This window comes from Pseudomonas sp. MF6767 (genome assembly GCF_016405475.1).
GTDB classification, from domain to species: domain Bacteria; phylum Pseudomonadota; class Gammaproteobacteria; order Pseudomonadales; family Pseudomonadaceae; genus Aquipseudomonas; species Aquipseudomonas paracarnis.
Map to the genome: position 1 here is coordinate 55494 of NZ_JAEKCY010000026.1, position 23510 is coordinate 79003.

The following is a 23510-nucleotide window of genomic DNA, read 5'->3' on the forward strand; positions in this document are numbered from 1 at the left end:
TAAAAAATTAGCGGTAGCGTGCCTGGCCCTCTAGATAAGTATTGGAGACTGTAATGAAGTTTGAAAAGTCACAGACAGCAATCGACCACCTGACTCCCGAGCAACACCGAATTACCCAGGAGGCGGGCACCGAAAGGCCCTTCACGGGCGAGTACAACGACAACAAGGAGCCTGGCATCTACGTCGACATAGTGTCGGGAGAGCCACTGTTCGCTTCGACGGACAAGTTCGATTCGGGTACTGGCTGGCCCAGCTTCACCAAGCCGATCGTTTCGGCAAACGTGAACGAGGTGCGGGACAGCGCACACGGCATGGTCCGGACGGAGGTCAGGTCAGTACACGCAGACAGTCATCTCGGCCATGTGTTCCCCGATGGTCCTTCCGACCGCGGCGGTCTGCGGTACTGCATCAACTCAGCGTCCCTTCGCTTCATCCCGCGCGACAAAATGGAGGCCGAGGGATACGGCGAATATCTCGATCAGGAAGAGGAGGCTTAACATGCATCAGCGCGCTGTTCTCGCAGGCGGGTGTTTCTGGGGCATGCAGGACCTAATCCGCAAGCAGCCCGGCATCGTTTCCACTCGTGTCGGTTACACGGGCGGCGATGTTCCGAACGCCACTTATCGCAATCACGGCACGCATGCCGAGGGGATCGAGATCGTCTTCGACCCGGCGGTGACGAGCTACCGAAACATCCTGGAATACTTCTTCCAAATCCACGATCCGACGACAACGAACCGCCAAGGCAATGATCGTGGGCTCTCCTACAGGTCGGGCATCTATTACGTCGACGAGGAGCAGAAGCGCGTCGCCGAAGATACGATCGCCGATTTGGATGCCTCCGGGCTGTGGGGTGGCAAAGTTGTCACCGAGGTCGAGCCGGTCAGCGATTTCTGGGAGGCCGAACCGGAGCACCAGAATTATCTGGAGAAGCGTCCCGGCGGCTATACCTGTCACTTCCCCCGACCCGGCTGGGTACTTCCGAAGCGCCAAAATGCTGGCGATGCGTAGCCCGCAGGCGGGGCTGTCGCGGAGTAGGTTTCATGGACCTTACCCTAGCGCCGGTCCGGTTTGCAATCTTCGTGGCTGCGTCGACCAACTATGCGGTCATCGAACCCAGCCTTGATGAAGTGGGTCATTCCCGTCCGCCGCCGCAGTACTAGGATCGCAGAATCATGCCAGACCTCTCATCCTTTCCAATCACGCAGCGCTGGCCGGCCTCTCATCCCGACCGCCTGCAACTGTACGCCGCGCCTACTCCCAATGGCGTCAAGGTCTCAATCATGCTGGAGGAGACTGGCCTGGCGTACGAGCCCCACCTGATCGACATCTCGAACAACGAGTCGAAGGAAGCGGCGTTCGTCTCGTTAAACCCGAACGGCCGCATACCGGCGATCATCGATCCGGCGGGCCCGGACGGCAACCCCACTGCCGTCTGGGAATCCGGTGCGATCCTCCTCTACCTGGCCGAAAAGACGGGCCAGCTCATTCCAAGCTCGCCCGTCCGACGCTACGAAACCCTGACCTGGGTGTTCTTCCAGATGTCGGCAATTGGGCCGATCTTCGGTCAGCTTGGCTTTTTCCTACGATGGGGCGGTAAAGACTATGAAGACAAGCGGCCTCGGCAGCGCTTTACCGATGAAGCTATACGCCTCCTGGGAGTCCTGGATCGCCAGCTGGAAGGCCGCGACTGGATCGTCGACGATTATTCGATTGCGGACATCGCGACGCTCGGCTGGGTGAATGCGCTGGTTGAGTCGTATGCTGCTGGCGACATCCTTGGCCTCAGTAACTATTCGAACATCCAGGCATGGCTCGGACGTGGGCTGGCTCGACCGGCAGTACGGCGTGGCCTGCACACCCCTGCGAGGCCGGCATGAGCATCATCGCCGCCTACTATTACGACGAAGGCAAGCGAATCCGGGAAATTTCGCTCGATGAGCGCGTCCAGATGGACAAGGGTCGCTCGAACTTCTGCTGGATCGCGCTTAGCGAGCCCTCCACCAACGAACTTCATGCGCTCCAAGCGACCTATTACCTTCATCCGCTGGCAATCGATAACGCGATGCACCCGCTGTGCCCGCCCAAGCTCGAGGTCTACAACGATGAGTTGTACGTCGTCGCGCAGACCGCCGAGCTGGTCGGCGACCGGATCAGCTACGGCAAGATGGCGATCTTCACCGGTCACAATCACCTTATCACCGTGCGGCACGGCAATGCCGGAGCGCTGGGCAAACTTCGGGAGCAACTCGAGGCATCGCCGACGCAGTTCGGCAAGGGTGTCGACTATGTGCTGCACGCGATCTTGCATCGCGTGGTCGACCAGTATCTGCCCATCTTCGAAATGATCGAGGACGACGTCCTGGCGATGGAGCGACGGTCGCTGCACGATTTCCTCGGGCCAGAAGAGGTGGCGCGAATCTTCGAACTAAGGTCCGAACTCACGCGGTTCCAGCGCACGCTCGGGGCTATGGCCGAGCTGGTGCGAAAGCTCGTTCGCGGCCACTTTCCCTGCATCAGCGCCGAAATGACACCATATTTCCACGACGTCGCGGACCATGTCCACCGCGTGCAGTCCATGGTCGACGGCCTCCTGCTTGTCCTGTCCACGGTCTTTGAAGCCAGCAGCCTTCTTGAAGCGCAAAGGACGGGGGTGATCACCCGCCAGCTGGCGGCTTGGGCGGCAATACTGGCAGTCCCGACGGCGATCGCTGGAATATACGGCATGAACTTTAAGCACATGCCGGAGCTGGACACGGCCTACGGATACTTTGTCGTGCTCGGAGTGATAGCGATATCGTGCGTTTTCCTATTTGTGCGCTTCAAGAAGGCTAAGTGGCTGTGAATACTGCCCATCGTTTTCTTCGCCGTCATCTGACGGTTACAGCGGGCCTTATACGGAAGCTTGTCCAATCCAACTCAAGATGAAGGTGCGTCCATGACATAGCAGCTGACCGACGCTCTACAAGCAGTTCAGTCCTTCATCGCCAAGGGCTAAGACCGCGAATAGCGCGTCAAGGACAGCAATCTCGTCGATCTCGAGCCAGGATCAACCATCGGTCCGTGCGGCATCTGCGTCGACGCGGCGTTTCGCCTCGGAAGCGGTGATGATGGCGATAACGCCTCCACCCTCTACGCGATCACCGATCCGGCGACCGAGCATAAGGGCCTGTTGATCGACGTGTTCGATGAAATCTGCTACCGCGACCCAGTTCAAGAGTCGGGACCTCAATGTAGAAGAAGTTGACTAACGAGCATTCGCGTCATCCGATCAAGCAAGCTGGAGACATTTATGAAAGCCATTGGTTACAAGGTTCCGGGACCCATCGCCGCGGATGCCGCGCTGGTCGACATCAATCTGCCTCGGCCTGTCGCTGCAGGATACGATATCCTGGTTGAGGTGAAGGCCGTCTCGGTCAACCCGGTCGACTACAAGGTCCGCAACAGCACGCCGCCGGCAGATGGCGATTGGAAGGTGCTGGGATGGGATGCCGCCGGGATTGTGCGCGAGGTCGGCCCCGACGTCACGCAGTTCGAGTTAGGCGACGAGGTCTATTATGCCGGATCGATCACACGGCCCGGTACCAATGCGGAGTTCCATCTCGTCGACGCCCGGATTGTCGGTCACAAACCTGCGTCGCTCTCCTGGGCGGAAGCGGCGGCGCTGCCGCTGACGACGTTGACGGCCTGGGAGGCGATGTTCGACCGCCTGGACGTGGCGAAGCCCGTACCCGGTGCGGCGGAGGCGATCCTCATCATCGGTGGCGCGGGCGGGGTTGGGTCGATCGCCGTCCAGATCGCGCGACAGCGCACGGACCTCACCGTCATCGCCACAGCCTCTCGACCGGAAACCCAAGAGTGGGTAAGAGGGCTTGGAGCTCACCACGTCATCGACCATTCTCGTCCGCTCGCGCCACAGATCGCCGAACTCGGCATCGGTGCTCCCGCTTTCGTCTTTTCGACCACACATACCGAGCAACATGTCGCCGACATCGCCGAACTGATCGCCCCACAAGGACGGTTCGGACTGATCGACGATCCCAAGGCATTCGATATCATGGTTTTCAAGCGCAAGGCGGTGTCGATCCACCACGAGCTGATGTTCACGCGGTCGATCTACGGCACGCCCGACATGAATGAGCAGGGCGAGATTCTGGATGCGATGGCAGCGCTGGTTGACGACGGCAAAATCCGCACGACGCTGACCCGGCGACTGTCGCCGATCAATGCCGCCAATCTGAAGACGGTGCATGCACTGATCGAAAGTGGCGCGGCTAAAGGCAAGATCGTCCTCGAAGGCTTCTAACGACCGCGATCGCCAAACATCTTGTCCAACCTCAAAAAGCCGAACGGGTTATGCCCCAGCGATGAGAATCCCATGACCAAATCTATTGCCACCGCCTCGATCAACCGCGAAACCGCAGTCGCCCTCATCGACGCGGCGCTCGCTGCGGCCCGTGCCATCGGCATCCCGGCTGCCGTCGCCGTCGTCGACGCCACCGGTAACCTGCGCGCGTTCGAGCGCACCGACGATGCGCCGTTCCTTACCGTCGATGTTGCCATCGACAAGGCCTGGAGTTCCGCCTCGTTTGGGTTCCCGACCCATGTCTGGAACGACTATGTGACCAACGATCCAAAAGTGGCGCCGCTAGCCTATCGCCCTCGGATGGTCGCTGTCGGCGGCGGTTATCCGATTCTGGAGGATGGGAAGTTGATCGGCGGCATAGGCATCTCCGGAGGCAACTATCAGCAGGATCAGGATGCGTGCGTCGAGGCACTCATGAAAATCGGGTTCCAGTTGCCAGCCTGACGACTGTGAGGCCATCACCGGTGGTAATGGCCAACAGATCCAACCTTTGAGAGGCCTAATGATGGAAGCGTTCGTCGTCTTTACGCGGGAAGAAACCAGCGACCCACATGCACTCGCAACCTATTCTGCAGGCGTCGGACCATCGTTCGATGGTCACGACGTTACCTTTCTCGCCGCTTATGGCGCGATCCAGCATTTGGAGGGGCCGCCCATCGAAGGGGCCGTAATCTTGCGTTTCCCGACGATGCAGGCCGCTCGCGACTGGTATGACAGTCCCGCCTACCAAACCATCGCTGCTCAACGCTTTGCCGGTTCCCGTTACCGCGCCTTTATCATTGAAGGGCGGCGGTGACATACCGACAGAAGCACTTCGGCGCTGACCACGAGGTATCGGCGTGTGAACTCGCATCTTGGGAATCTGTGGGGGGGACCAAGACAGCGGCGCTAGGGGCTCATATCGTCGATCGGATCAGAGAGTTGCTCGGCGAGAATGGGTTATCTATTGCCGAGCTGACGGAGCGGAGCCGCCCTCTCCCAACGGATTGATTCAATCGTTGACGCTCCTCCTATCCGGATCCGGGTTTTCGCACGCTGATCAACAGAGTTACAGCGCGCAACGCCTGTAGTGGGCATCAGGGGATGGGTGGCAATCAGGATGATTGCCCACCTTCCAACGATTAACCTTGCTCAAGTTGCTTCACTAGTCGCTCCGCGTCGAGATGGAAGTCCGAGAAAACAATGCTACCGCCAGCGTCGATAACCGTAAACCACGGAGTTCCTCGTGTGCGGTAGTCTTCCATGAAGGTTGGAAACGGCGAGCCGGTCGGTTGCTCGTCGTGACCGAAAACGATAGGAAGCTCATACTTGAGCTGGTTCACGCGCAACTTCTCGAAGGTATTCTCATGCGTTCCTTCGAAGACGGTCTGGATCACTGCGAACCCCACGTCTTTTGAGCTCAACGCTGCATGCAACTTTTGTAGCGTCGGAAACCCATGCAAATGGCAACCTTGGCACCAATGCTGGAAGGCAAACAAGATTTTCGGGCCGGGCCCGATATCTGACAGTTTGAACGGCGCGATACTTTCCCCATCTTTGCCAATCCATTTTTGCACCCGCAGCTCAGGCGCTTGTCGTTCGATCTCGTTCATCTGATCCTCCAACCCCGATACAGAAGCTTAGTGGATGATCGCGCGTCGCGACGGTGCGCGAACGTCCGACCTTATTTTCCCTATTTCCTGAAGCCAGAATAGATCAGATCGACATTTCGTCCTTAATATACTCAAGCTGCCGGCGAGCGCGAACTGGGCAACCATGCGCTGGTGAGCCTTGAGCTTTGCACGCTGCCCATCCGTTTGAGAGCGAACCTGCAACTTCCGCTCCGCATACCGCAGATCAGCGTACGCAGCCTTGGGGTTATCTACCCTATAGCCATTGGGTATTGGGAATCATGCTGGCCTGACGCTATGTTCGATACGCGATTTTTTACGATGATAGAGCATCTGTATCTGATTTTTAGTCGATTGGCTTATTCGGCGGATGTGCGGGCAAATGCTTTACGCAGAGTACTGAAATGAAGGCCGGCTTCGGTCTGCCGTATCGAGCAAGAGGGGTCACTATGGTCACCAGAGGTTTCACCGGTCGCGGTTCAGGCGACCAGTCCGATCGGATTCCGCCAGGTCAGCATCTGGTGGAGGATTTCCCTGTTCTGTCGGCCGGCCCTACGCCGAGGGTAGAGCCCTCCGACTGGAAATTCACAGTCAAAATTGGTCCGAAGCCCGTCAAAACGTGGAATTGGGGCGAATTCAACACTCTACCAAAGACCCAGGTGACAAAGGATATTCACTGCGTCACCTCTTGGTCCAAACTGGATACCGTTTGGGAGGGTGTACTCATTGAAGACATCCTTGCAGATGCAGAGCTTGATCGGCCTACCGATTTCGTCTTGGCGCACTGCTACGATAATTATTCGACAAACGTCCCTCTGACGGATCTGCTTTCCGGGAAAGCGATGGTCGCCCTCAGTTATGCGGGCAAGCCACTTTCCCGCGATCATGGGGGGCCGGCGCGTCTTCTAGTGCCGCACCTTTACTTCTGGAAATCCGCCAAATGGGTGAATGCGCTGCAATTCACGACGCGTGACGAGGCCGGCTTTTGGGAGCTGCACGGCTATCACATCTACGGCGATCCGTGGCGCGAACAACGATACACCCATGACTGAAAACGAAGCGCAAGTCCGTTCGTGGCAATCATGCGTGATCGACGACATCATCCAGCAAACACCGAGTATCAAGAGCTTCTTCCTTCGGTTGAGCAAGCCGTTCGCGCACACCGCAGGTCAGCACGTCGATATCCGGCTGACCGCGCCCGACGGCTACAGTGCAATGCGCAGCTACTCGATCGCGTCATCGGCAGTTTCGACCCCGATCGTCGAGATAGCTATCGAGCGCATGCCGGATGCCGAAGTTTCGCCGTTTTTTCACGACATCGCGGCGATTGGTGACGAAATCGAAGTTCGCGGTCCGCTCGGTGGCCATTTCCTTTGGCCTGAGCCTGCCATAGATCCGGTTCTGTTGATCGGGGGAGGCTCCGGCCTCGTGCCGTTGATGGCAATGATCCGGCAGCGCCGCGCATTGGCCCAAGCCGTTCCGACAGCGTTGCTCCTGTCCGCACGAACCGCCGAGGACGTTCTCTTCTCAGAAGAACTTCATTGCATCGAAATCAGCGATCCGGCGTTCGTCCTGGCGCTCGCGATTACGCGCGAGAAACCGGTTCGCGCATCGGACTTTGCGCGACGGATCGACGGCATGATGGTCCAAGAAATTCTAACCAGGCTTCAGGGAAAGCCGACGCAAGTGTTCGTCTGCGGGTCTAACGGATTCGTCAACATCGCAACCGATAGCGCGCTGCTGGCGGGCTTGGACGCCTCCATCATCAAGACGGAGCGCTACGGGGGCTAGCGGCGCGAGCTATCTCACGTCGCGCCGATCGTAGACGTGCGCCCTGGGAAGCTTTGGCGATCAACGTGAACCGTTTTGCCGAACACAGTCTTCGTACCCCCCGGCCTCTAGAACGCCTTCGCTCGCGATACCTGGCTCGACATCAAGCTCAATTTGAAAGTTCCTGCACTATCCGTCGTCCTGATATGCTCGACCAGCATGATGGGCGATTCGAGCGGGACCGCTTCCGTCCCAATCGAGGCTCGGTTACCTTAGAGCATCGGCTCGGCGCTACAGGAGGCGCGTGCGGCCTCTGCCTGGCGGTGAAAGCACTTTGGGCCATGTCGCCTGGATAGCGGCCAATCGTCAGCATCTGCTCCGATGTCGGCCAAGGTGCAGTCGCCATCTTTGAACGCCGCGAATTGGAGATCAACGCCATGACAGCGATCCGCGTGCAACTGCCGGAGATGCAATATGACAACTGATGTATTGCTGTACACCACGAATTGGTGCCCGTTCTGCCGCCGAGCGAAGGCGCTCCTCAAGGAAAAGGGCGTGCGATGGAAGGAGCTCGATATTGAGGCGGATCCGGCTCACCGGCAGGCCATGGCGGAAGCGTCGGGGCGAAGCTCCGTGCCGCAGATCTTCATCAATGGCACCCTTATCGGTGGCTCCGATGAGCTATTCGCGCTCGATGTCAGAGGCGAGCTCGACAAACTTCTCGGGCGCAACCCGCCTGCCACCTGAGGAGGTGCGGCTTGGGGCAGCCAGCCCGCGAGCCTTCGCCGGTTGATGAATACAAAAGGAGAGTCCGTTGGTCTCAGCCATCTGGAAAGACACTACTATCGCCACAAGCGACGAAACAGTCATCGTCGAGGGAAATCACTACTTCCCACCGTCAGGAGTCGACCTGAGCCTGCTTGAGATGAGCCCGCACACATCTGTCTGTCCGATCAAAGGCGCCGCGCGCTTCTTTCATGTTCGCGCGGGTGACGCGCTCAACGTGAACGCCGCTTGGACCTATCCCGCCCCCACTCCGGATGCCGAGGGTATCCGGGATTACATCGCTTTCTGGAAAGGCGTGGACGTTGCCTAGCAGACTGGACGGACGACTTCGCTGATAGCCATGCGGGCGCCGACATCTCAATTATCCTGCCCACCCCGGGCCTCGTCGGCTGCAGGAATCTGCCCGGCACCTTAGCGCGACCCGGCACTGGCGGTCTCGCACCCGCCGCGCCTCTGTTCTATCAATAAGGATGGATGACATGGAGCATTCCGAGTTCGATGCCGCTTTCGCGAAGCTTGCGGAGGGATACAGAGAAGGGACTTATGAAGGCCGGCGTTTCAGCTTGATCGTCCGGCGATCTGGGGACGGACGTCGCAACAGTCTGTTCGCCAGGGAGTTGGACGGGACTGACATTGTCAGCTTCAACCTCTTCCGCGTTACATCAGATAGGACATTGTTGAAGCCGTGCGAAATGTCCGCCGAAAAGGTCGTAGCGTTCGTGCTGGAGTTCCGACCGGACACCTGACGGGCAGAAGAAGATCCCGGCCAACCGGCGCGCCTGCGACGGCCGGCTATCTAAGGCTGCGCAAGCCTATAGCCGCAGCTCATTGCACTTCGTCTGGCGAGGAATTCAACATCGATACGTCGCCATCCGCGGGGATATCGGTACAGGCGCCCGTGTAAGCCAGATTGAGAAATCCTAAGCGATGACTAACACCAATGACGCCACCCTTCCGACACATTCTATTCTTGAGGAATGCACAGCGATGGCTGTCGTCAACGCTCTGAAGATTATTCTGAAGAACAGCTACGCGATCTACCTTAAGACAAAAAATGCCACTCGGGCGCATCCCGCCCCTACTTCAGGGACTTTCACTTGCTTCTCGCTCTGTCACTCACAGCATCGGCACGCCCATGACGCATGGTATCCAGGCCTCATAATTTTCCCATATAACCTTCTTGTCTTTTGCGCACCCAGAAAGACTCGAGGCTTTAACTGGACAGATGAGCCCTCGAGGGTAGTGTTCACCTGATTGGCTTTCTCATATCTGATGTTGATTCGCACAGTGTGCCAACCAGGTGATAGTTTCAAAAAACCTGCGCTTCAGAGCGAATTAGACGATCTTCGATAAGAGCGATCCGCCTCAAAATCCAAAACATCTAACATTGTCCTAGAGCCATATTTGTACCTAGTACTATGGCGCTCCCATTAACACATTTGATGATGCACAGAAAACTTAGCTCATGATAGCTTTCAGCTAACAGCTATTCGGAAGCCCGAAAGGATTCAACCGTTTAAGCGTGAACCGTCGATTATAAATACTTTCGTAAGTTAGCTTTAAAGGACGCTTTTAGTCCTTGTAAATACGCATTACGACTCCACAGCTACCAAATCCATACGGCGCCAGCAACCATTAAAACACCCGACACTACTAAAACAATAGTAGAGGCGCGATTGCTGCCTTTCAAAGTATGACCAACACCCACATCCATAACTAGGTGTCGAATTCCGGCTACGAGATGATAAATAAATGAAGAGTATACCAACCAGAAACTAACTTTGCCGAAAGGTGAAGAAAAAATCTCCTTGACTTCATTAAAACCCTTTTCTGACTCCAACGATTTGCTCAGCATATACAGTATCAGTCCCAGAAAAATAAAGAGCATAATTCCTGAAATCCGGTGCAGAATCGATGTAAGCGCCGTGAGAGGAAGCTGAATGGTTCGAATATCAAGATTAACCGGCCGCTTTTTATTCATTTTGACTCCAGTCAACAATTCTAGTGGGGGATTTCAGTTTTCGATCTCATTCATCATAGCAGCTGTAACTGGGGTTTGGGGAGCAATGGAACCAAAAACCAACATAAGCCCTACCACCTCCGCTCAGAGCCCTCTTCCCAGGCATCTGCCTCGATAAAGCAATTACGCATCTCGGCCTCTTGGCTGATCTCGGTCAGCAGATCATGTACCGTCTTATCCAGTGCCTCATCGTTGCGATAGGGAATGCTCAGCGCGTAGTTGCCCGACTCAAGCAGCTTCATGCCGTAAGGTTCCAGGCAGTAACGCTCGATATTCTCCAGTGCCCGTTTTTTACCACGCACGAACTTGCTGTTGTTCTCGACGGCCAGGCGCAATATGACCGTCGCGATCCGTTCGGCATTGTCCACTGCCGGTGGGACCGTGATGTTGAGATGCTGGGTGATTTTTGCGGGTACGCCGATCGTTATGCCGCGATGCCGGAGGTAGCGGTAAAGCGTGCTTTTGGAAATGTGCAGTTTCTTGCCAATGGCGCTCACACTTAACCGACCCTCTCGGTACAGCGTTTCTGCGGCCATAGCGGTCGCTTCCGCCTGAGCGGGCAGCCCCTTCGGGCGGCCACCGACTCGACCACGTGACCGTGCAGCGGACAAGCCTGCCTGTGTGCGCTCACGAATCAACTCACGTTCGAACTCTGCCAATGAAGCGAACAGGTTGAACACAAAGCGGCCTTGCGCGTGGGTGGTATCGATGGGGTCATTCAGACTTTGCAGGCCAACGTTACGAGCGGCCAATTCACCGACCAGTTCGACCAGGTGCTTGAGCGAGCGCCCTAGACGATCCAGCTTCCAAATCACCACAGCATCACCGGCCCGTACATGAACCAATAATTTGTCCAGTTCCGGACGTGCGCTTTTTGAGCCGCTGGCAACGTCTTGATAGATCCGCTCGCACCCTGCCTTTGTCAGAGCATCGATCTGGAGGTCGGCGTTCTGATCCCGAGTACTCACCCGCGCATAGCCAATTTTCATCAAAAGTACCGTTTACTCAACAGAGAAATTGAAAATAGAACCTTGATTAACGATACCAGTATTTAAAACCATAATATGGGCTAACTCGGAGCTGGGCAGGTCTTCCGTTAAAGTTCTATAAAACGAGGGTTTTATCGAACCGTTGCGGCGCAGTGAGGATCGAGTGTATAAACACATAAACACCTAACATTGGAAAAAGTCATGAATACCACTCGCTGGAACGTCGCCGTCTCCACCGACACCGACCAATCGCTTCGCATGTTTCTGGCCAGCCAAGGCGGTGGCCGTAAGGGCGACCTGTCGCGCTTCATCGAAGAAGCGGTGCGGGCACACATCCTGGAGCTGAGCGCCGAACAGGCCAAGGTTTCCAATGCCCATCTGAGTGAGGCCGAACTGACCGAAGCGGTTGAAGAAGCGCTCGACTGGGCGCGTAAGCGCTGATGCGGGTTGTATTGGATACCAACATTCTGTTCAGTGCGCTGATCTCACCGCATGGGTCTCCTGATGCGATCTATCGGGCCTGGCGTTCAGCTCGCTTCGAGGTGGTGACTTCACGGGCACAGCTCGACGAAATTCGTCGCGCCAGTCGTTACCCCAAGCTTCAGGCCATCCTTCAGCCTGCCAAAGTGGGGGCCATGATCAATAACCTGCAACGCGCCGTGGTATTGGAGCGGTTGACCATTGAGGTTGAAGCCGATGATCCGGATGACTCTTTTCTGCTGGCCATGGCTTTGGCGGGCAATGCGGACTACCTAGTAACCGGTGATCGACGCGCAGGCCTCTTGCAGCGCGGACATATCGAACGCACGCGGATTGTCACCCCCGCCGTGTTCTGCGCCGAGGTACTGTGATCGATGCCGGTTGGTTTTCTGACTCAGGAGCAACGCGACGGCTTTGGTCGCTACATCGATGCGCCCAGCCGTGATGAACTGGAGCGCTACTTCCACCTGAGCGATGAAGACCGTGAAGCCGTCCAGGTACTACGGGGCAACCATAACCGCTTGGGCTATGCCGTTCTGCTGACTACCGTTCGCTTCGTCGGTGTTTTGCCGGACAAACCCACGGCTGTGCCGGTGGAAGTCCTGCTTGTGCTTTGTCGGCAATTGGCAATCGCCGACCCTGACTGTCTTGTACGTTATAGCGATCATCGTCGCTGGATACATGCGGCCGATATTCAAGAGCGCTATGGCTATCGCCACTTTACTGACCCAGGCATCGGCTTTCGTTTGAGCCGATGGCTGTATGCCCTTTGCTGGACTGGTACTGATCGTCCTGGCGTGCTGTTCGAACGAGCTACCTCATGGCTGCTCACACAGAAAGTCCTATTGCCCGGAATTTCCCAGTTAGAGCGCTTCATTGCCCAACTGCGTAGCCGGGTTGAAGAACGCCTCTGGTACACCTTGGGCCGCAGCGTGACCGAGGAGCAAAGACAGCACCTACAAGACTTGCTTCTGGTGGCCGAAGGCAACCGTAGTTCCCGACTGGATCAACTACGCTCCGGCCCGGTGATGGTCAGTGGCCCTGCACTGGTTCGGGCGCTGCGTCGGCTGGATGATGTACGCGGGTTGGGTATCGCCTTACCGGCAGCTGCGCATATCCCTCCCAGCCGCATTGCCGCCCTGGCTCGCTTTGCCAACACCGCGAAGGTCACGGCCATCAATCGACTGCCGGCGTCGCGCCGGTTGGCGACGTTGGTGGCATTCGCGGTTTCCTTGGAAGCCAGTGCGCACGACGATGCTCTGGAAGTTCTGGAAGCGCTACTGCGTGATATCTTCAACAACGCAGAGAAGGCTGACAAGAAGGCTCGGTTGCGTAGTCTAAAAGACCTGGATCGCTCGGCGGCAATGCTCGCCGCTGCGTGCAAGGTCGTGCTGGATAGCTCGATCAGCGATGACAATGTCCGTGCCCGGCTGTTCAACGACCTGCCACGTGTCACGCTGGAGAAAGCCCTGGAAGAGGTCAATGCGTTGATCCGTCCGGCCAACGATGTGTTTTACCTCGCTCTGGAGGAGCGCTACCGCAGCGTGCGCCGTTTCCTTCCTGACTTATTGAAACATATTCGCTTCGGCTTCAGCCCGGCGGGTAAGGGTGTGGCGGCTAGTTTGGACTGGTTGCAACTGAACTTGCCTCGCAGGAAGCCGGAGGATGACGTGCCGCAGGAGATCGTGGCCAAGGCTTGGCAGAACCACATCACTCGCGAAGATGGCTCCCTCGACATGGGCGCCTATGTCTTCTGCACGCTTGATGCACTACGCACGGCCCTACGCCGCCGCGATGTCTTTGTTGCACCCAGTTGGCGCTATGCCGACCCGCGTATCGGTCTGCTCGATGGTGCAGAATGGCTGTCGGCGCGACCGATCATCTGTCGCTCACTGGGCCTGACTGTGGACGCCAAAACCACCTTGGACGCCTTGTCTGCCGAGCTGGATGCGACTTGGTACGCAGTCGCCGCTCGCCTGCCCGACAATCCTGCGATCCAGTTGAGTGAGAATACAGAGGGCAAAACCGAGCTGTCCCTCGGAGCGCTGGAGAAGCTGGAAGAGCCCAACTCGTTGCTGCAACTGCGTGCAGCCGTGGCCGACTTGATGCCGCGTGTCGATTTGCCGGAAATCCTGTTAGAAATCGCCGCTCGTACCGGCTTCACTGAAGCCTTCACCCATGTGTCCGAACGCAATGCGCGGGCCGACAACTTGGTGACGAGTTTGTGCGCAGTGCTCTTGGGAGGAGCCTGTAACACCGGCCTGGAGCCCTTGACTCGCAACGACAACCAAGCGCTGCGCCGTGACCGGCTGTCCTGGGTGAGCCAGAACTATCTCCGTGACGATACCCTGTCGGCAGCCAATGCCATTTTGGTGGCTGCGCAGAGTCAACTGGAGCTGGCTCAGGTCTGGGGCGGCGGCGAGGTGGCCTCCGCCGATGGCATGCGTTTTGTCGTACCTGTGCGTACCGTACATGCCGGCCCTAACCCGAAGTATTTCGGTACCGGCCGGGGCGTCACCTGGTACAACCTGATCTCCGACCAGTTTTCCGGTCTTAACGCCATTACGGTGCCCGGCACCCTGCGCGACAGCCTAGTATTGCTCGCGGTTGTGCTGGAACAACAGACCGAATTGCAGCCCACACAAATCATGACCGATACCGGTGCTTACAGCGATGTGGTGTTCGGGTTATTCCGTCTGCTCGGTTATCACTTCTGCCCGCGCCTGGCTGATGTCGGCGGTACCCGCTTCTGGCGCACCCGCCCGGACGCGGATTACGGCAAGCTCAACGGACTTGCTCGCCAGTCAGTCAAGCTCGACCTGATCGCCGAGCACTGGGATGACCTGTTGCGTTTGGCTGGCTCACTCAAACTTGGCCGAGTGCCGGCGACAGGCATCATGCGCACCCTACAAACGGGAGATCGTCCGACCCGTCTGGCCCAGGCGTTGGCAGAGTTCGGACGGATCGAGAAAACCCTGCATACGTTGACCTACATTGATGATGAGTCCAAGCGCCGCGCCACCCTGACCCAACTGAATCGCGGCGAAGGCCGACACAGCCTGGCTCGCGCCGTGTTCCATGGCAAACGAGGCGAGCTTCGCCAGCGCTACCGAGAAGGCCAGGAGGATCAACTCGGTGCCCTGGGCCTGGTGGTAAATATCATTGTGCTATGGAATACCCTCTACATGACGGCTGCCGTGGAGCGGTTAAAGCAGCACGGCTACCCGGTACAGGACGAAGACCTGGCTCGTTTGTCGCCGCTGATCTTCGAGCACATCAATATGTTGGGACGGTACTCCTTCGCGGTACCAGAAGAGGTCGCCCGAGGTGAGCTACGGCCACTGCGTAATCCAGACGACGATATTTAGGTGCGCAGGTCGAACTCAGTGGGCTATGTTGTCAGATAGCTTAGATGGGATTGACCACAGCATTTCTCAATAAGTAGAAACACTGTGGCTTAGAGAGTTATCTCAGCGCAGCAGCAATACAGGCATGGTGGCTGTTCGAAGCATCGTCGTAGTCGTGCTTCCTACCAAAAACTGCCTGATGCGTGAATGCCCATAGGCACCCATGACCAGCAGATCAATGCCGTGCTCTGTCTGATAATCGTGCAGAGCCGACTCCACCTCACCTTGTCTGATTTCAGCTTGGACTAGGAAGCCAGCCGAGAGAAGCATGCTTTGTGCTTTTCCCAGTGCCTCGTGATTGCTCACCGAATCTGCACCGACCGTAACAAGATGAATGGGCAAGTCTTTGCAAAGCGAACTGGCGGCAAACATTTGGATGGTTTTGTAGGCTGTGGAGCTGCCGTCAAATGCGAGCATCACCTTTTCGGGCTTTTTATAGCTGTTGGCTGTGATCAGGATAGGCCGGTGAATTGTTCGCACTACAGCTTCTATCTGGCTGCCAAGGCTGTGCGCGTTGCGTGAGTTGTCTTCACCCACTCTTCCTATCACCAACAGTCGAATATCCTCCTGAAGGTCGCTCAGACTTTCTACCAAGTGTCCGTGGCGCTGCTTCAGCTCAGGAAACGCAGCGCCGGAAATGACCGTTCGCTCCCTGGCCTTTTCCAGCATGTGTTGGCCCTGTTCCAGAGCGAGTCTGGCGCGTTGGGCATCCAATGTAGCCAGCTCCTCCAGCAGATGCTCTCGACTGCCGAGACCAATATTTCCACTTAGGTCAGCTGCTGCTGGGTATTTCTCTTCATCCAATACGTGAAGCAAGGTAAGAGGCGCGTTGAGTCGCTGCGACGCCCATGCTGCGTAGTCGCAGACCGCCAATGAGGATTGTGAGTTATCAATACATGCCATTACGTGGGTCATTGTCGATCTCCTTAGTGGCTCATGAGCTTGTCGATGGCGCCAGGTTTGTCATGCACGCCAAAGCGGTCAACGATTGTGGCGCTGGCCTCATTTAGACCCAGCACTTCAACCTCGGCGCCCTCGCGACGGAACTTGATTACCACTTTATCCAGCGCGGCGACGGCGGTGATATCCCAGAAATGCGCCTGTGTCAGATCGATGGTGACCTTGTTGAGCGCTTCCTTGAAGTCAAAAACTTCGGTGAACTTGTCTGCCGAGCTGAAGAACACCTGGCCTACCACGCGGTAAGTCCGATGCGACTCCGTCTCTTCAAGACTGCTCTTGATATCGAGGTAATGTCCGACCTTGTTCGCAAAGAACAACGAAGCCAGCAGTACGCCGACCAACACGCCGTAAGCCAGATTATGCGTTGCCACGACCACCACAACGGTCGCGACCATGACGAGGTTGGTCGACAGTGGGTGCTCTTTCAGATTGCGCAAGGAATCCCAGCTAAAGGTGCCGATGGATACCATGATCATCACAGCAACCAATGCAGCCATCGGGATCTTGGAGAGCCATTCGCCGAGGAAAACGACCATCAGCAGCAAGAAAATGCCCGCGCACAATGTGGAGAGACGGGTACGTCCACCGGATTTCACGTTGATGATCGACTGGCCGATCATGGCGCAGCCTGCCATACCGCCGAGCATCCCGGCAGCGATGTTGGCAATGCCTTGACCCTTGCATTCACGGTTTTTGTTGCTGGTGGTATCGGTCAAATCGTCGACGATGGTCGCGGTCATCATGGACTCAAGCAGACCTACTACGGCCAAGGCGGCTGAGTACGGGAAGATGATGCGCAGAGTTTCAACGTTCAGCGGGACTTCAGGCCACAGGAAAATCGGCAGCGTGTCCGGCAGTTCGCCCATGTCACCCACAGTGCGGATATCCAGACCGAGGTAAATAGCAATGGCCGTCAGGGCCAGGATGCACACCAGCGGCGAGGGAATCAGCTTGCCGATCTTCGGTACATACGGAAACAGATAGATTATTCCGAGGCCCACTACGGTCATGGCGTAAACGTGCCAGGTCACGTTGGTCAATTCAGGTAACTGCGCCATGAAAATCAGAATCGCCAATGCATTCACAAAGCCTGTGACTACCGAGCGCGAAACAAAGCGCATCAGAGAGCCCAGTTTCAGGTATCCAGCGAGGATTTGAAGCGCCCCGCAGAGCAAGGTGGCTGCCAGCAAATACTGAAGCCCGTGATCTTTTACCAGGGTGACCATCAGCAGTGCCATCGCACCGGTAGCTGCCGAGATCATGCCGGGTCGACCGCCGACGAAGGCGATGACAGCACAGATACAGAAGGAGGCGTAGAGACCGACCTTGGGGTCGACGCCGGCAATGATAGAGAAAGCAATGGCCTCCGGGATCAGCGCGAGCGCGACCACGATCCCCGCGAGCACGTCTCCACGGACGTTGGAAAACCACGTTTGTTTGAGCGATTGCAGCATCAGAATATCCAAGGCAATGCACCACACGCACACCAGGCAGATGGCGAGCGCGTCGATACGAATTCAAGTTGTGAGGATTATTTGGCTGTGTGCCTTGGGTGTAAAAACCGGGCATACAGCAGTACGCGACCGCGAGCGAAACTAGCGGAAGCGAGATGTTGCGAGGGGGCGTAGCGCTAAGGCGGCGTAGGCTGCCAGTAGATCGTTTGGAGTACAGTCATGCTGGTGTTCCTGTAGCTCAAGAGGTATGGCTGAGCGATAAAGTATACAGTGAAGATATCGTCAAATGCGACCTGCTGCCTCGTTTGGGTCAGTTCTTCCAGCCGTGCTGATCTCCCTAGGGCAAGTCTTTCTAGATTAAACCGCGACGAACTCCGCTGTCAGGCAGTGTACACATGGTGGAGAGATCAATTCAGATCCTCCTGGGGTCGATAGAGAAATCGGAAAAAATCGTACGCTAAGCATTCGGCCTGTCAGGTTGAGGCCATAGAGATTGACGCCTTGGCGTCAGAAAATGCAGAAAGCGGCCCTAGTCTGACGCGGTGCCAGTGAACCGCCTGACGCCGAGTTGAAGCCGTAAACTCAGCAACCTTCGATCAACTCGCCGAACAGTTCCTTAACCTTTGCACGTGCCTCGACCAGCGCAACTTGGCCTTGCTCAGTGATCTCATAGACACGCCGTTCACGTCGCCCGGTGCGTTCGTGGCGTGAGGTCAAATAGCCCTTCTTTTCCAGCCCGTGCAGCATTGGGTATACCGTCCCGGCGCTCAGCTCGTAGCCGTGTCGTTGCAGTTCTTCGATGATTCCCAGTCCGAAGACGGGCTTCTCGGCTGCATGGTGAAGTATGTGCAGGCGGATCAACCCGCCGTACAGGTCTTTATCTGTCATTTTTCGTGCCTCACAGCGCGATACTCAACAGCCAACCCGCTGCACCGCTGCCGACGACAACTAGCCACGGCGGGAGCTTCCAGAACATCAGTGCGACAAGGGCGACCAGGGCCAAGACAAAGTCTTGCGGCTGAAATATGGCGCTAGTCCATACAGGGTGATAGAACGCGGCCAGCAGCAGGCCAACCACCGCCGCATTGACCCCAGCCAGCGCGGCTTGCATGCCTGTATTGCGACGCAGGCGCTCCCAAAATGGCATGGCTCCCACAACCAGCAGAAAAGAGGGTGCGAAGATAGCCAGTAGGCACACAATACCGCCGACCCAGCCAGAGGGAGCGGTGCTCATCGAAGCACCAAGGAACGCGGCGAATGTGAACAATGGGCCGGGCACCGCTTGAGCCGCCCCGTACCCCGCGAGGAAGGATTCATTACTGACCCAGCCGGAGGACACCACTTCGGCTTGCAGCAGCGGCAACACAACGTGGCCACCACCGAACACTAGTGACCCCACACGATAGAAGGCGTCCACTACCACCATCGTTGGACTTGGCAGCAATTTTGCCAAGATCGGTAGGCCAATCAGCAGGGCAAAAAATAACGATAGCCAAAGTGCGCCGGCCCGGTGACTGACCGTGATAGGTAGTGGGTCGTGCTCAACAGTATGTGCTGGCTTGAACAATAGTCGGCCTATGATGCCTGCGGCAGCAATCACACCAAGCTGCCCCCACGCGGACGGTACGAGCAGGACAGCACAGGCGGCAATCGCCATTATTGTGACTCTCAGCCCATCCGTACACAGGTTGCGCGCCATGCCCCATACCGCTTGGGCGACTACGGCAACGGCCACCACTTTTAGGCCATGCAACGCGCCCGGCGAAACGGAATCCCCATAGTTGGAAATGCCCAGCGCGAACAGGATTAAAGCTACGGCCGAAGGCAGCGTAAAGCCTGTCCAAGCAGCCAGCGCCCCGCTATATCCAGCCCGTGATAGCCCCAACGCTATGCCGACCTGGCTGCTTGCTGGGCCTGGAAGAAATTGGCACAGCGCCACTAAATCAGCATAGCTGCGTTCAGACAACCAGCGCCGTCGTGTGACGAACTCGTCACGGAAATAGCCTAAGTGCACGATGGGGCCGCCGAAGGAGGTCAATCCAAGTCGTAGAAAAATAAGAAAAACCGACCATGGGCTGCGGTCATCGGTGGAGGTATTAGTCATGCGTTGGCCTACCTGATTTTCCACAGATTAATCCATAATAATCGAACTTCGATAACGAAATTCGATTTTATAGCTGCCCAAAACGACTGGAGTACCGTGCAATTCGTACTGGGTGTCGCAATGCAAGTAATCGATGTTGTGCTAGCCGCTGGTTTTGTCTGCTAGCACAGTTCATTAGCAAAACACGCTTGGCCTTAGCGTACGATTTTTTCCGTTTTCTCTATTGCCCCCCTCCTGGTCACTCCGAATGCAAATAACTGGTCAAGAATGCAGCCGGCTGGTCAATAACGGCGCCAATGGGTGGTCAAGTTGCGCAATGGTTTTATCGAGTCGGATGCCTGGGAAGAGGGCTCTGAACGGAGCTAGTCGGGCTTACGTTGGTTTTTGGTTCCATTGCTCCCCAAACCCCTAACTAAGGCTGGCGGCGACAATAATGGAGATATTCGGGGCTTACGTTGCATTTTGAGGTCGCAAGTGCATGTGCGTAAATTGAAGCAAATTGCAAGGTTATGCCCAATAGGTAGCTAGCTTATTAATTTAACAAAAGTGCCGTGTGTCGTTCTGCAGGGCATGCTGTTCCCCAACCCTGGAAAACCTATCCTCTTTAACACGTCAAAGTCGATTGATAGGCTTGCTGCAACAGCTATCTGCCCGGTTGAAGTCGAAGATCGATGTATCTGTAGGGTTTGGAAATAAATGCGGGCGCCCACCGCACTCACGGCTCAGTTACCATTCTTTGTGCATCGCGGCCGCGCGGCTAGTTGGTAGCTGTTCTAAGCCTAGTCAGTGCCGCCCTTCGCCCCAAGCCCCATAGTCAGATTTGAGAAATGACAGTAGGCGATGCCGCAACGCGCTTCATCGACCTATGTAAAACGACTCCTTTATCGAAATAGTGCACTCATCGCTCTCCACGGCGATCCCTTCATCGCGAATTGCACCGCCCAAGACGATCTGCACTGAAATCAATACTTTCTGATGCCTCTTGATTAGAGATGCCAGCCATAATAATCTCATCGCCAACGCATACGGCGTTCGGCAGCCAACACACTCTCACTCACTACTGGAAGCTCAGACATGAAAACCATAGGCATTGAAAACTCGAAGTCCAGCGTACAGGCCCACTTAACGCTTGGAACCAAAACTATGGGGCTAGGTATCTATGGCGCGTACTTGGCTCTCGCTATTATTTACTTCTGGTTCGGCGGCATGAAATTTACCCACTACGAGGCCGAGGGCCTGGTTCCACTGGTGAGCAACAGCCCGCTTTTGGGATGGGTGTATAGCATTTTTTCGGTCGACATGTTCTCCAGCCTGCTCGGCATACTAGAGATTTCGATCGGCACTCTGATCGCAGGCCGCATGCTGTCGCCCAAACTATCCGTGGTAGGAGGCGCTCTGTCTGCAGGCCTGTTCTTCACAACCCTTAGCTTTATGTTTTCCACTCCGGGCGTCATTGAGCCTAGTTTAGGGTTTCCGGCGATTTCCGTTGCGCCAGGTCAGTTTCTGCTTAAAGACTTAGGGTTGCTTGCTGTTTCGATATTTGTGGCAGGCCATTCGCTGGTTGAACTGGAAAAACGTAAAATTAATGCATAATTTTTTCAATGGCTTAAGGCAGTAATGCCTTAGGCCTTTTTGCCATCATTTTCCCCCGCCAGATCTTTCAACCAGTCACGAGGGCTCAACCCCGTCTTGCGTCTAAATGCGCGAGACAGCGCCGAAGGACTTTCGTAGCCGACTTGAGCTGCAATCAGCGTAATCGAGCGCCCTTCTCGCATCAGCTTCTGAGCCAGGCTAACTCGCCAACTCAACAAATAATCAGCAGGCGTCTGTCCGATGACACTCTTGAAATGCACGGCATACGCAGCGCGTGACATATTTGACTCACTGGCCAGCTCTGCTATTGACCAGGCATGTTCCGGGGAGTTGTGCATCTGTAAAAGCGATCGGGCAAGCCGCATGTCGGCCAGTCCAGCCATCATTCCGGTGCGCAACTGGTGATGATCGAGCAGGTAACGGAGCAACAGAATGATTAGGAGCTCAAATAAGCGCTCAAGCGCGGCTTCCCTTCCACAATGCACATTTGCCGCCTCGGCAAACATCCACTCCAACGTGTCTGCCAGCATGGGCAGATCATCGAGTGCGAGCACCAAACAGTCCGGTAATGAAGCCGACAAAGGATTATCAATTCCGCCCTCAAACTCCATGGAAGCACACAACAACTTTGCGCCATCGGACTCACCCGCAAACAATTGATGCTTGGCGGGGCGTGGCATAAAAATCAAGCTAGGGCGAGTGAGCTGCAAATCCTTGCGATCGGGACCAAGCAACGTCACGCTGCCGGCCTGAAGCAGATGGATATAACCTCGCCGCTCGGCGCCATCGTAAGATGCAGAGCCGCATAGGTCGCCGTCATAGAACAGATTGGCCCGCACGCCGAACCGCGAGAGCAAATTAGACAAACGATCCATTGGCCGATCCTTGACGAGTCAGAACGCACAGACCATACCATCTGCGTTGTCGTTCAGTGCCTGTAGCGAACATGCCGGCGTAAATCAGCCAACGGATAAAGTGATCACTGAGCAGCTCAGCCTCCCTTTCCAGTTCGGCTGTTAAAAAAACAACACCGTTGTTTGAAAGCACCAGCAAATCAAGTGCTCACTCTTCTATTTTACAGTACCTGGCAACAGCACTTTGCGGTGCAGTCGATCAGATATCCGGAAGGTTGATCGTAAGCTTCAGCCTAGCGCTCTTCGAATTTAATGTCGTCGAGCTTCGGCCCAACCATTCCCCCGACCTACTCTTCCCTCCCCTAGAGACCCTAGCAGTCACTTGAATCGCGGCTGTCTGCGATAAGGTGTTGCTGGTAACTATTGCATCAGCGCCTGAAAACTCCACCTCGGCCGGCAGACTTGAGACCTTAAGTCGTATGGTAGCGAGAGGTACCTTGGAGCCCGATAGCGTCTGTACGAAAACGAACACACTGTCATCCAAAGCGACCTTTTCGAAAATTTCCGGGGAAATGTCCACCCGTACCTTGAGCGGTGTTGGTGGCAAGCCAGCAACATGGTTAATCGTCAAATTGTTGTTTTTTTCATCCGCTGAAAGACCGTTTCTTGCCTTTCCAATGGCCTGTACTAAAGCAGCGTGTGACGGATGGTCGGAACCCATCTCTGCTAATGCGTGATGCCAATATTTTAAAGCATCTTGGTAACGATGCTCTTCAAACGCAGCCAGACCTATGAGACTCAAGCTCTGGAGCTCACCCGGATTTCCATTTAAAGCTTCATCTGTCAGCGCCTTGATTGGCGGAGACCACATTTTGTTGTTAGAGAAATACAATGCTTTAGCCCACTCGCCTAATAACTCCGGTCGGCGACCGGCCAGTGACACCGTTCGTTCGAACATTCTAGCGGCATCGTCGGGCCTCCCTTGAGCCATGAATCGCCCCGGGTTTCCTAGACACTCTCCAGGCTCGCTGCGTAACGCTTTTCAAACTCTACCGGTGACAGCTGATTGTTGAAACTGTGGCGTCGTTTTGGGTTGTAAAACATCTCGATGTAATCG

General features: G+C 56.1%; 27 protein-coding genes. 16 read left to right on the top strand and 11 right to left on the bottom strand.

All coding sequences use genetic code 11. The annotated features are described in order from the left end of the window. Positions 1-53: 53 nt before the first annotated feature. From msrB to JFT58_RS27025, 4 genes are all read left to right on the top strand, one after another. Positions 54-497 carry a peptide-methionine (R)-S-oxide reductase MsrB gene (msrB, locus tag JFT58_RS27010; protein WP_078468218.1) on the top strand — a complete coding sequence of 148 codons (444 nt, stop codon included), beginning with the start codon at positions 54-56 and terminating at the stop codon, positions 495-497. A 1-nt stretch (position 498) separates the two neighbouring features. Further along, positions 499-1011 carry a peptide-methionine (S)-S-oxide reductase MsrA gene (gene msrA / locus JFT58_RS27015; protein ID WP_078468219.1) on the top strand — a complete coding sequence of 171 codons (513 nt, stop codon included), beginning with the start codon at positions 499-501 and terminating at the stop codon, positions 1009-1011. A gap of 164 nt (positions 1012-1175) precedes the next feature. After that, the gene (locus tag JFT58_RS27020) at positions 1176-1880 is read left to right on the top strand and encodes a glutathione S-transferase N-terminal domain-containing protein (protein WP_106118782.1); all 705 of its coding nucleotides are present in this window, start codon (positions 1176-1178) and stop codon (positions 1878-1880) included. Beyond that, complete coding sequence (locus JFT58_RS27025; RefSeq protein WP_078468221.1) at positions 1877-2845, top strand: magnesium and cobalt transport protein CorA; 969 nt, start codon at positions 1877-1879, stop codon at positions 2843-2845. Before JFT58_RS27020 ends, JFT58_RS27025 begins: the two co-directional genes overlap by 4 nt. Before the next feature lie 204 nt (positions 2846-3049). On the opposite strand, the gene JFT58_RS27030 is transcribed toward JFT58_RS27025, so the two are convergent. After that, a complete protein-coding gene (locus JFT58_RS27030; protein ID WP_016487060.1) occupies positions 3050-3217 on the bottom strand; it encodes a hypothetical protein in 168 nt (55 codons plus the stop codon). Between the two features lie 75 nt (positions 3218-3292). Here JFT58_RS27030 and JFT58_RS27035 point away from each other — a divergent pair, with 75 nt between their 5' ends. From JFT58_RS27035 to JFT58_RS27045, 3 genes are all read left to right on the top strand, one after another. Beyond that, positions 3293-4306, top strand: coding sequence for a zinc-binding alcohol dehydrogenase family protein (locus JFT58_RS27035; RefSeq protein ID WP_002118279.1), 1014 nt, complete (start codon positions 3293-3295; stop codon positions 4304-4306). Between the two features lie 72 nt (positions 4307-4378). Then, positions 4379-4810 carry a GlcG/HbpS family heme-binding protein gene (locus tag JFT58_RS27040; protein ID WP_005006001.1) on the top strand — a complete coding sequence of 144 codons (432 nt, stop codon included), beginning with the start codon at positions 4379-4381 and terminating at the stop codon, positions 4808-4810. Positions 4811-4868: 58 nt separating this feature from the next. Further along, positions 4869-5162, top strand: coding sequence for a DUF1330 domain-containing protein (locus JFT58_RS27045; RefSeq protein ID WP_010591688.1), 294 nt, complete (start codon positions 4869-4871; stop codon positions 5160-5162). 325 nt (positions 5163-5487) lie between these two features. Here JFT58_RS27045 and JFT58_RS27050 read toward each other — a convergent pair whose 3' ends face one another. After that, on the bottom strand, positions 5488-5958 hold the full coding sequence (locus JFT58_RS27050; protein WP_003464979.1) for a TlpA family protein disulfide reductase: 471 nt from the start codon (positions 5956-5958) through the stop codon (positions 5488-5490). A 422-nt stretch (positions 5959-6380) separates the two neighbouring features. On the opposite strand from JFT58_RS27050, the gene JFT58_RS27055 reads away from it, so the two are divergent. The 5 genes from JFT58_RS27055 (at position 6381) to JFT58_RS27075 (ending at position 9278) form a co-directional block, all read left to right on the top strand. Continuing rightward, positions 6381-7028: a sulfite oxidase-like oxidoreductase gene (locus JFT58_RS27055; protein WP_002118288.1), complete on the top strand. Its 648-nt coding sequence runs from the start codon at positions 6381-6383 to the stop codon at positions 7026-7028. Further along, the gene (locus JFT58_RS27060) at positions 7021-7767 is read left to right on the top strand and encodes a ferredoxin reductase (RefSeq protein ID WP_002118292.1); all 747 of its coding nucleotides are present in this window, start codon (positions 7021-7023) and stop codon (positions 7765-7767) included. Before JFT58_RS27055 ends, JFT58_RS27060 begins: the two co-directional genes overlap by 8 nt. A gap of 453 nt (positions 7768-8220) precedes the next feature. Then, positions 8221-8493, top strand: coding sequence for a glutaredoxin 3 (gene grxC / locus JFT58_RS27065; RefSeq protein ID WP_005005995.1), 273 nt, complete (start codon positions 8221-8223; stop codon positions 8491-8493). A gap of 67 nt (positions 8494-8560) precedes the next feature. Then, entirely contained in the window at positions 8561-8842 is a 282-nt protein-coding gene (locus JFT58_RS27070; RefSeq protein WP_003464986.1) for a DUF427 domain-containing protein, read from the top strand. Positions 8843-9011: 169 nt separating this feature from the next. Next, positions 9012-9278: a hypothetical protein gene (locus JFT58_RS27075; RefSeq protein WP_003464988.1), complete on the top strand. Its 267-nt coding sequence runs from the start codon at positions 9012-9014 to the stop codon at positions 9276-9278. Positions 9279-10138: 860 nt separating this feature from the next. On the opposite strand, the gene sdhC is transcribed toward JFT58_RS27075, so the two are convergent. After that, entirely contained in the window at positions 10139-10513 is a 375-nt protein-coding gene (gene sdhC, locus JFT58_RS27080) for a succinate dehydrogenase, cytochrome b556 subunit (RefSeq protein ID WP_005005993.1), read from the bottom strand. A 110-nt stretch (positions 10514-10623) separates the two neighbouring features. Next, positions 10624-11541 carry a recombinase family protein gene (locus JFT58_RS27085; protein WP_017335988.1) on the bottom strand — a complete coding sequence of 306 codons (918 nt, stop codon included), beginning with the start codon at positions 11539-11541 and terminating at the stop codon, positions 10624-10626. A 201-nt stretch (positions 11542-11742) separates the two neighbouring features. Here JFT58_RS27085 and JFT58_RS27090 point away from each other — a divergent pair, with 201 nt between their 5' ends. The 3 genes from JFT58_RS27090 to JFT58_RS27100 are packed head-to-tail and all read left to right on the top strand — an operon-like array spanning position 11743 to position 15389. After that, complete coding sequence (locus JFT58_RS27090) at positions 11743-11982, top strand: ribbon-helix-helix domain-containing protein (protein WP_017335987.1); 240 nt, start codon at positions 11743-11745, stop codon at positions 11980-11982. Further along, the gene (locus tag JFT58_RS27095) at positions 11982-12392 is read left to right on the top strand and encodes a putative toxin-antitoxin system toxin component, PIN family (RefSeq protein WP_017335986.1); all 411 of its coding nucleotides are present in this window, start codon (positions 11982-11984) and stop codon (positions 12390-12392) included. Before JFT58_RS27090 ends, JFT58_RS27095 begins: the two co-directional genes overlap by 1 nt. Positions 12393-12395: 3 nt before the next feature. After that, the gene (locus JFT58_RS27100; RefSeq protein ID WP_017335985.1) at positions 12396-15389 is read left to right on the top strand and encodes a Tn3 family transposase; all 2994 of its coding nucleotides are present in this window, start codon (positions 12396-12398) and stop codon (positions 15387-15389) included. Between the two features lie 102 nt (positions 15390-15491). On the opposite strand, the gene JFT58_RS27105 is transcribed toward JFT58_RS27100, so the two are convergent. From JFT58_RS27105 to chrA, 4 genes are all read right to left on the bottom strand, one after another. Then, on the bottom strand, positions 15492-16343 hold the full coding sequence (locus tag JFT58_RS27105) for a universal stress protein (RefSeq protein WP_017735064.1): 852 nt from the start codon (positions 16341-16343) through the stop codon (positions 15492-15494). An 11-nt stretch (positions 16344-16354) separates the two neighbouring features. Continuing rightward, positions 16355-17842 carry a SulP family inorganic anion transporter gene (locus JFT58_RS27110; protein ID WP_017735063.1) on the bottom strand — a complete coding sequence of 496 codons (1488 nt, stop codon included), beginning with the start codon at positions 17840-17842 and terminating at the stop codon, positions 16355-16357. Positions 17843-18424: 582 nt separating this feature from the next. Beyond that, positions 18425-18730: a PadR family transcriptional regulator gene (locus JFT58_RS27115; protein ID WP_017335982.1), complete on the bottom strand. Its 306-nt coding sequence runs from the start codon at positions 18728-18730 to the stop codon at positions 18425-18427. 10 nt (positions 18731-18740) lie between these two features. Next, positions 18741-19946 (bottom strand): chromate efflux transporter, encoded by a 1206-nt coding sequence (gene chrA / locus JFT58_RS27120; protein WP_078468222.1) that lies wholly within the window; start codon positions 19944-19946, stop codon positions 18741-18743. A 1074-nt stretch (positions 19947-21020) separates the two neighbouring features. Between chrA and JFT58_RS27125 the strand changes: the two genes are divergently transcribed. After that, positions 21021-21539 (top strand): YkgB family protein, encoded by a 519-nt coding sequence (locus JFT58_RS27125; protein ID WP_003464991.1) that lies wholly within the window; start codon positions 21021-21023, stop codon positions 21537-21539. Between the two features lie 29 nt (positions 21540-21568). On the opposite strand, the gene JFT58_RS27130 is transcribed toward JFT58_RS27125, so the two are convergent. The 3 genes from JFT58_RS27130 to JFT58_RS27140 form a co-directional block, all read right to left on the bottom strand. After that, positions 21569-22414, bottom strand: a complete 846-nt coding sequence (locus JFT58_RS27130) for an AraC family transcriptional regulator (protein WP_003464995.1) — start codon at positions 22412-22414, stop codon at positions 21569-21571. A gap of 238 nt (positions 22415-22652) precedes the next feature. Continuing rightward, a complete protein-coding gene (locus JFT58_RS27135; protein ID WP_233095459.1) occupies positions 22653-23351 on the bottom strand; it encodes a tetratricopeptide repeat protein in 699 nt (232 codons plus the stop codon). A gap of 50 nt (positions 23352-23401) precedes the next feature. Next, positions 23402-23510 (bottom strand): IS3 family transposase (locus JFT58_RS27140; RefSeq protein WP_138762977.1); only part of this gene is annotated, 109 nt, incomplete at its 5' end.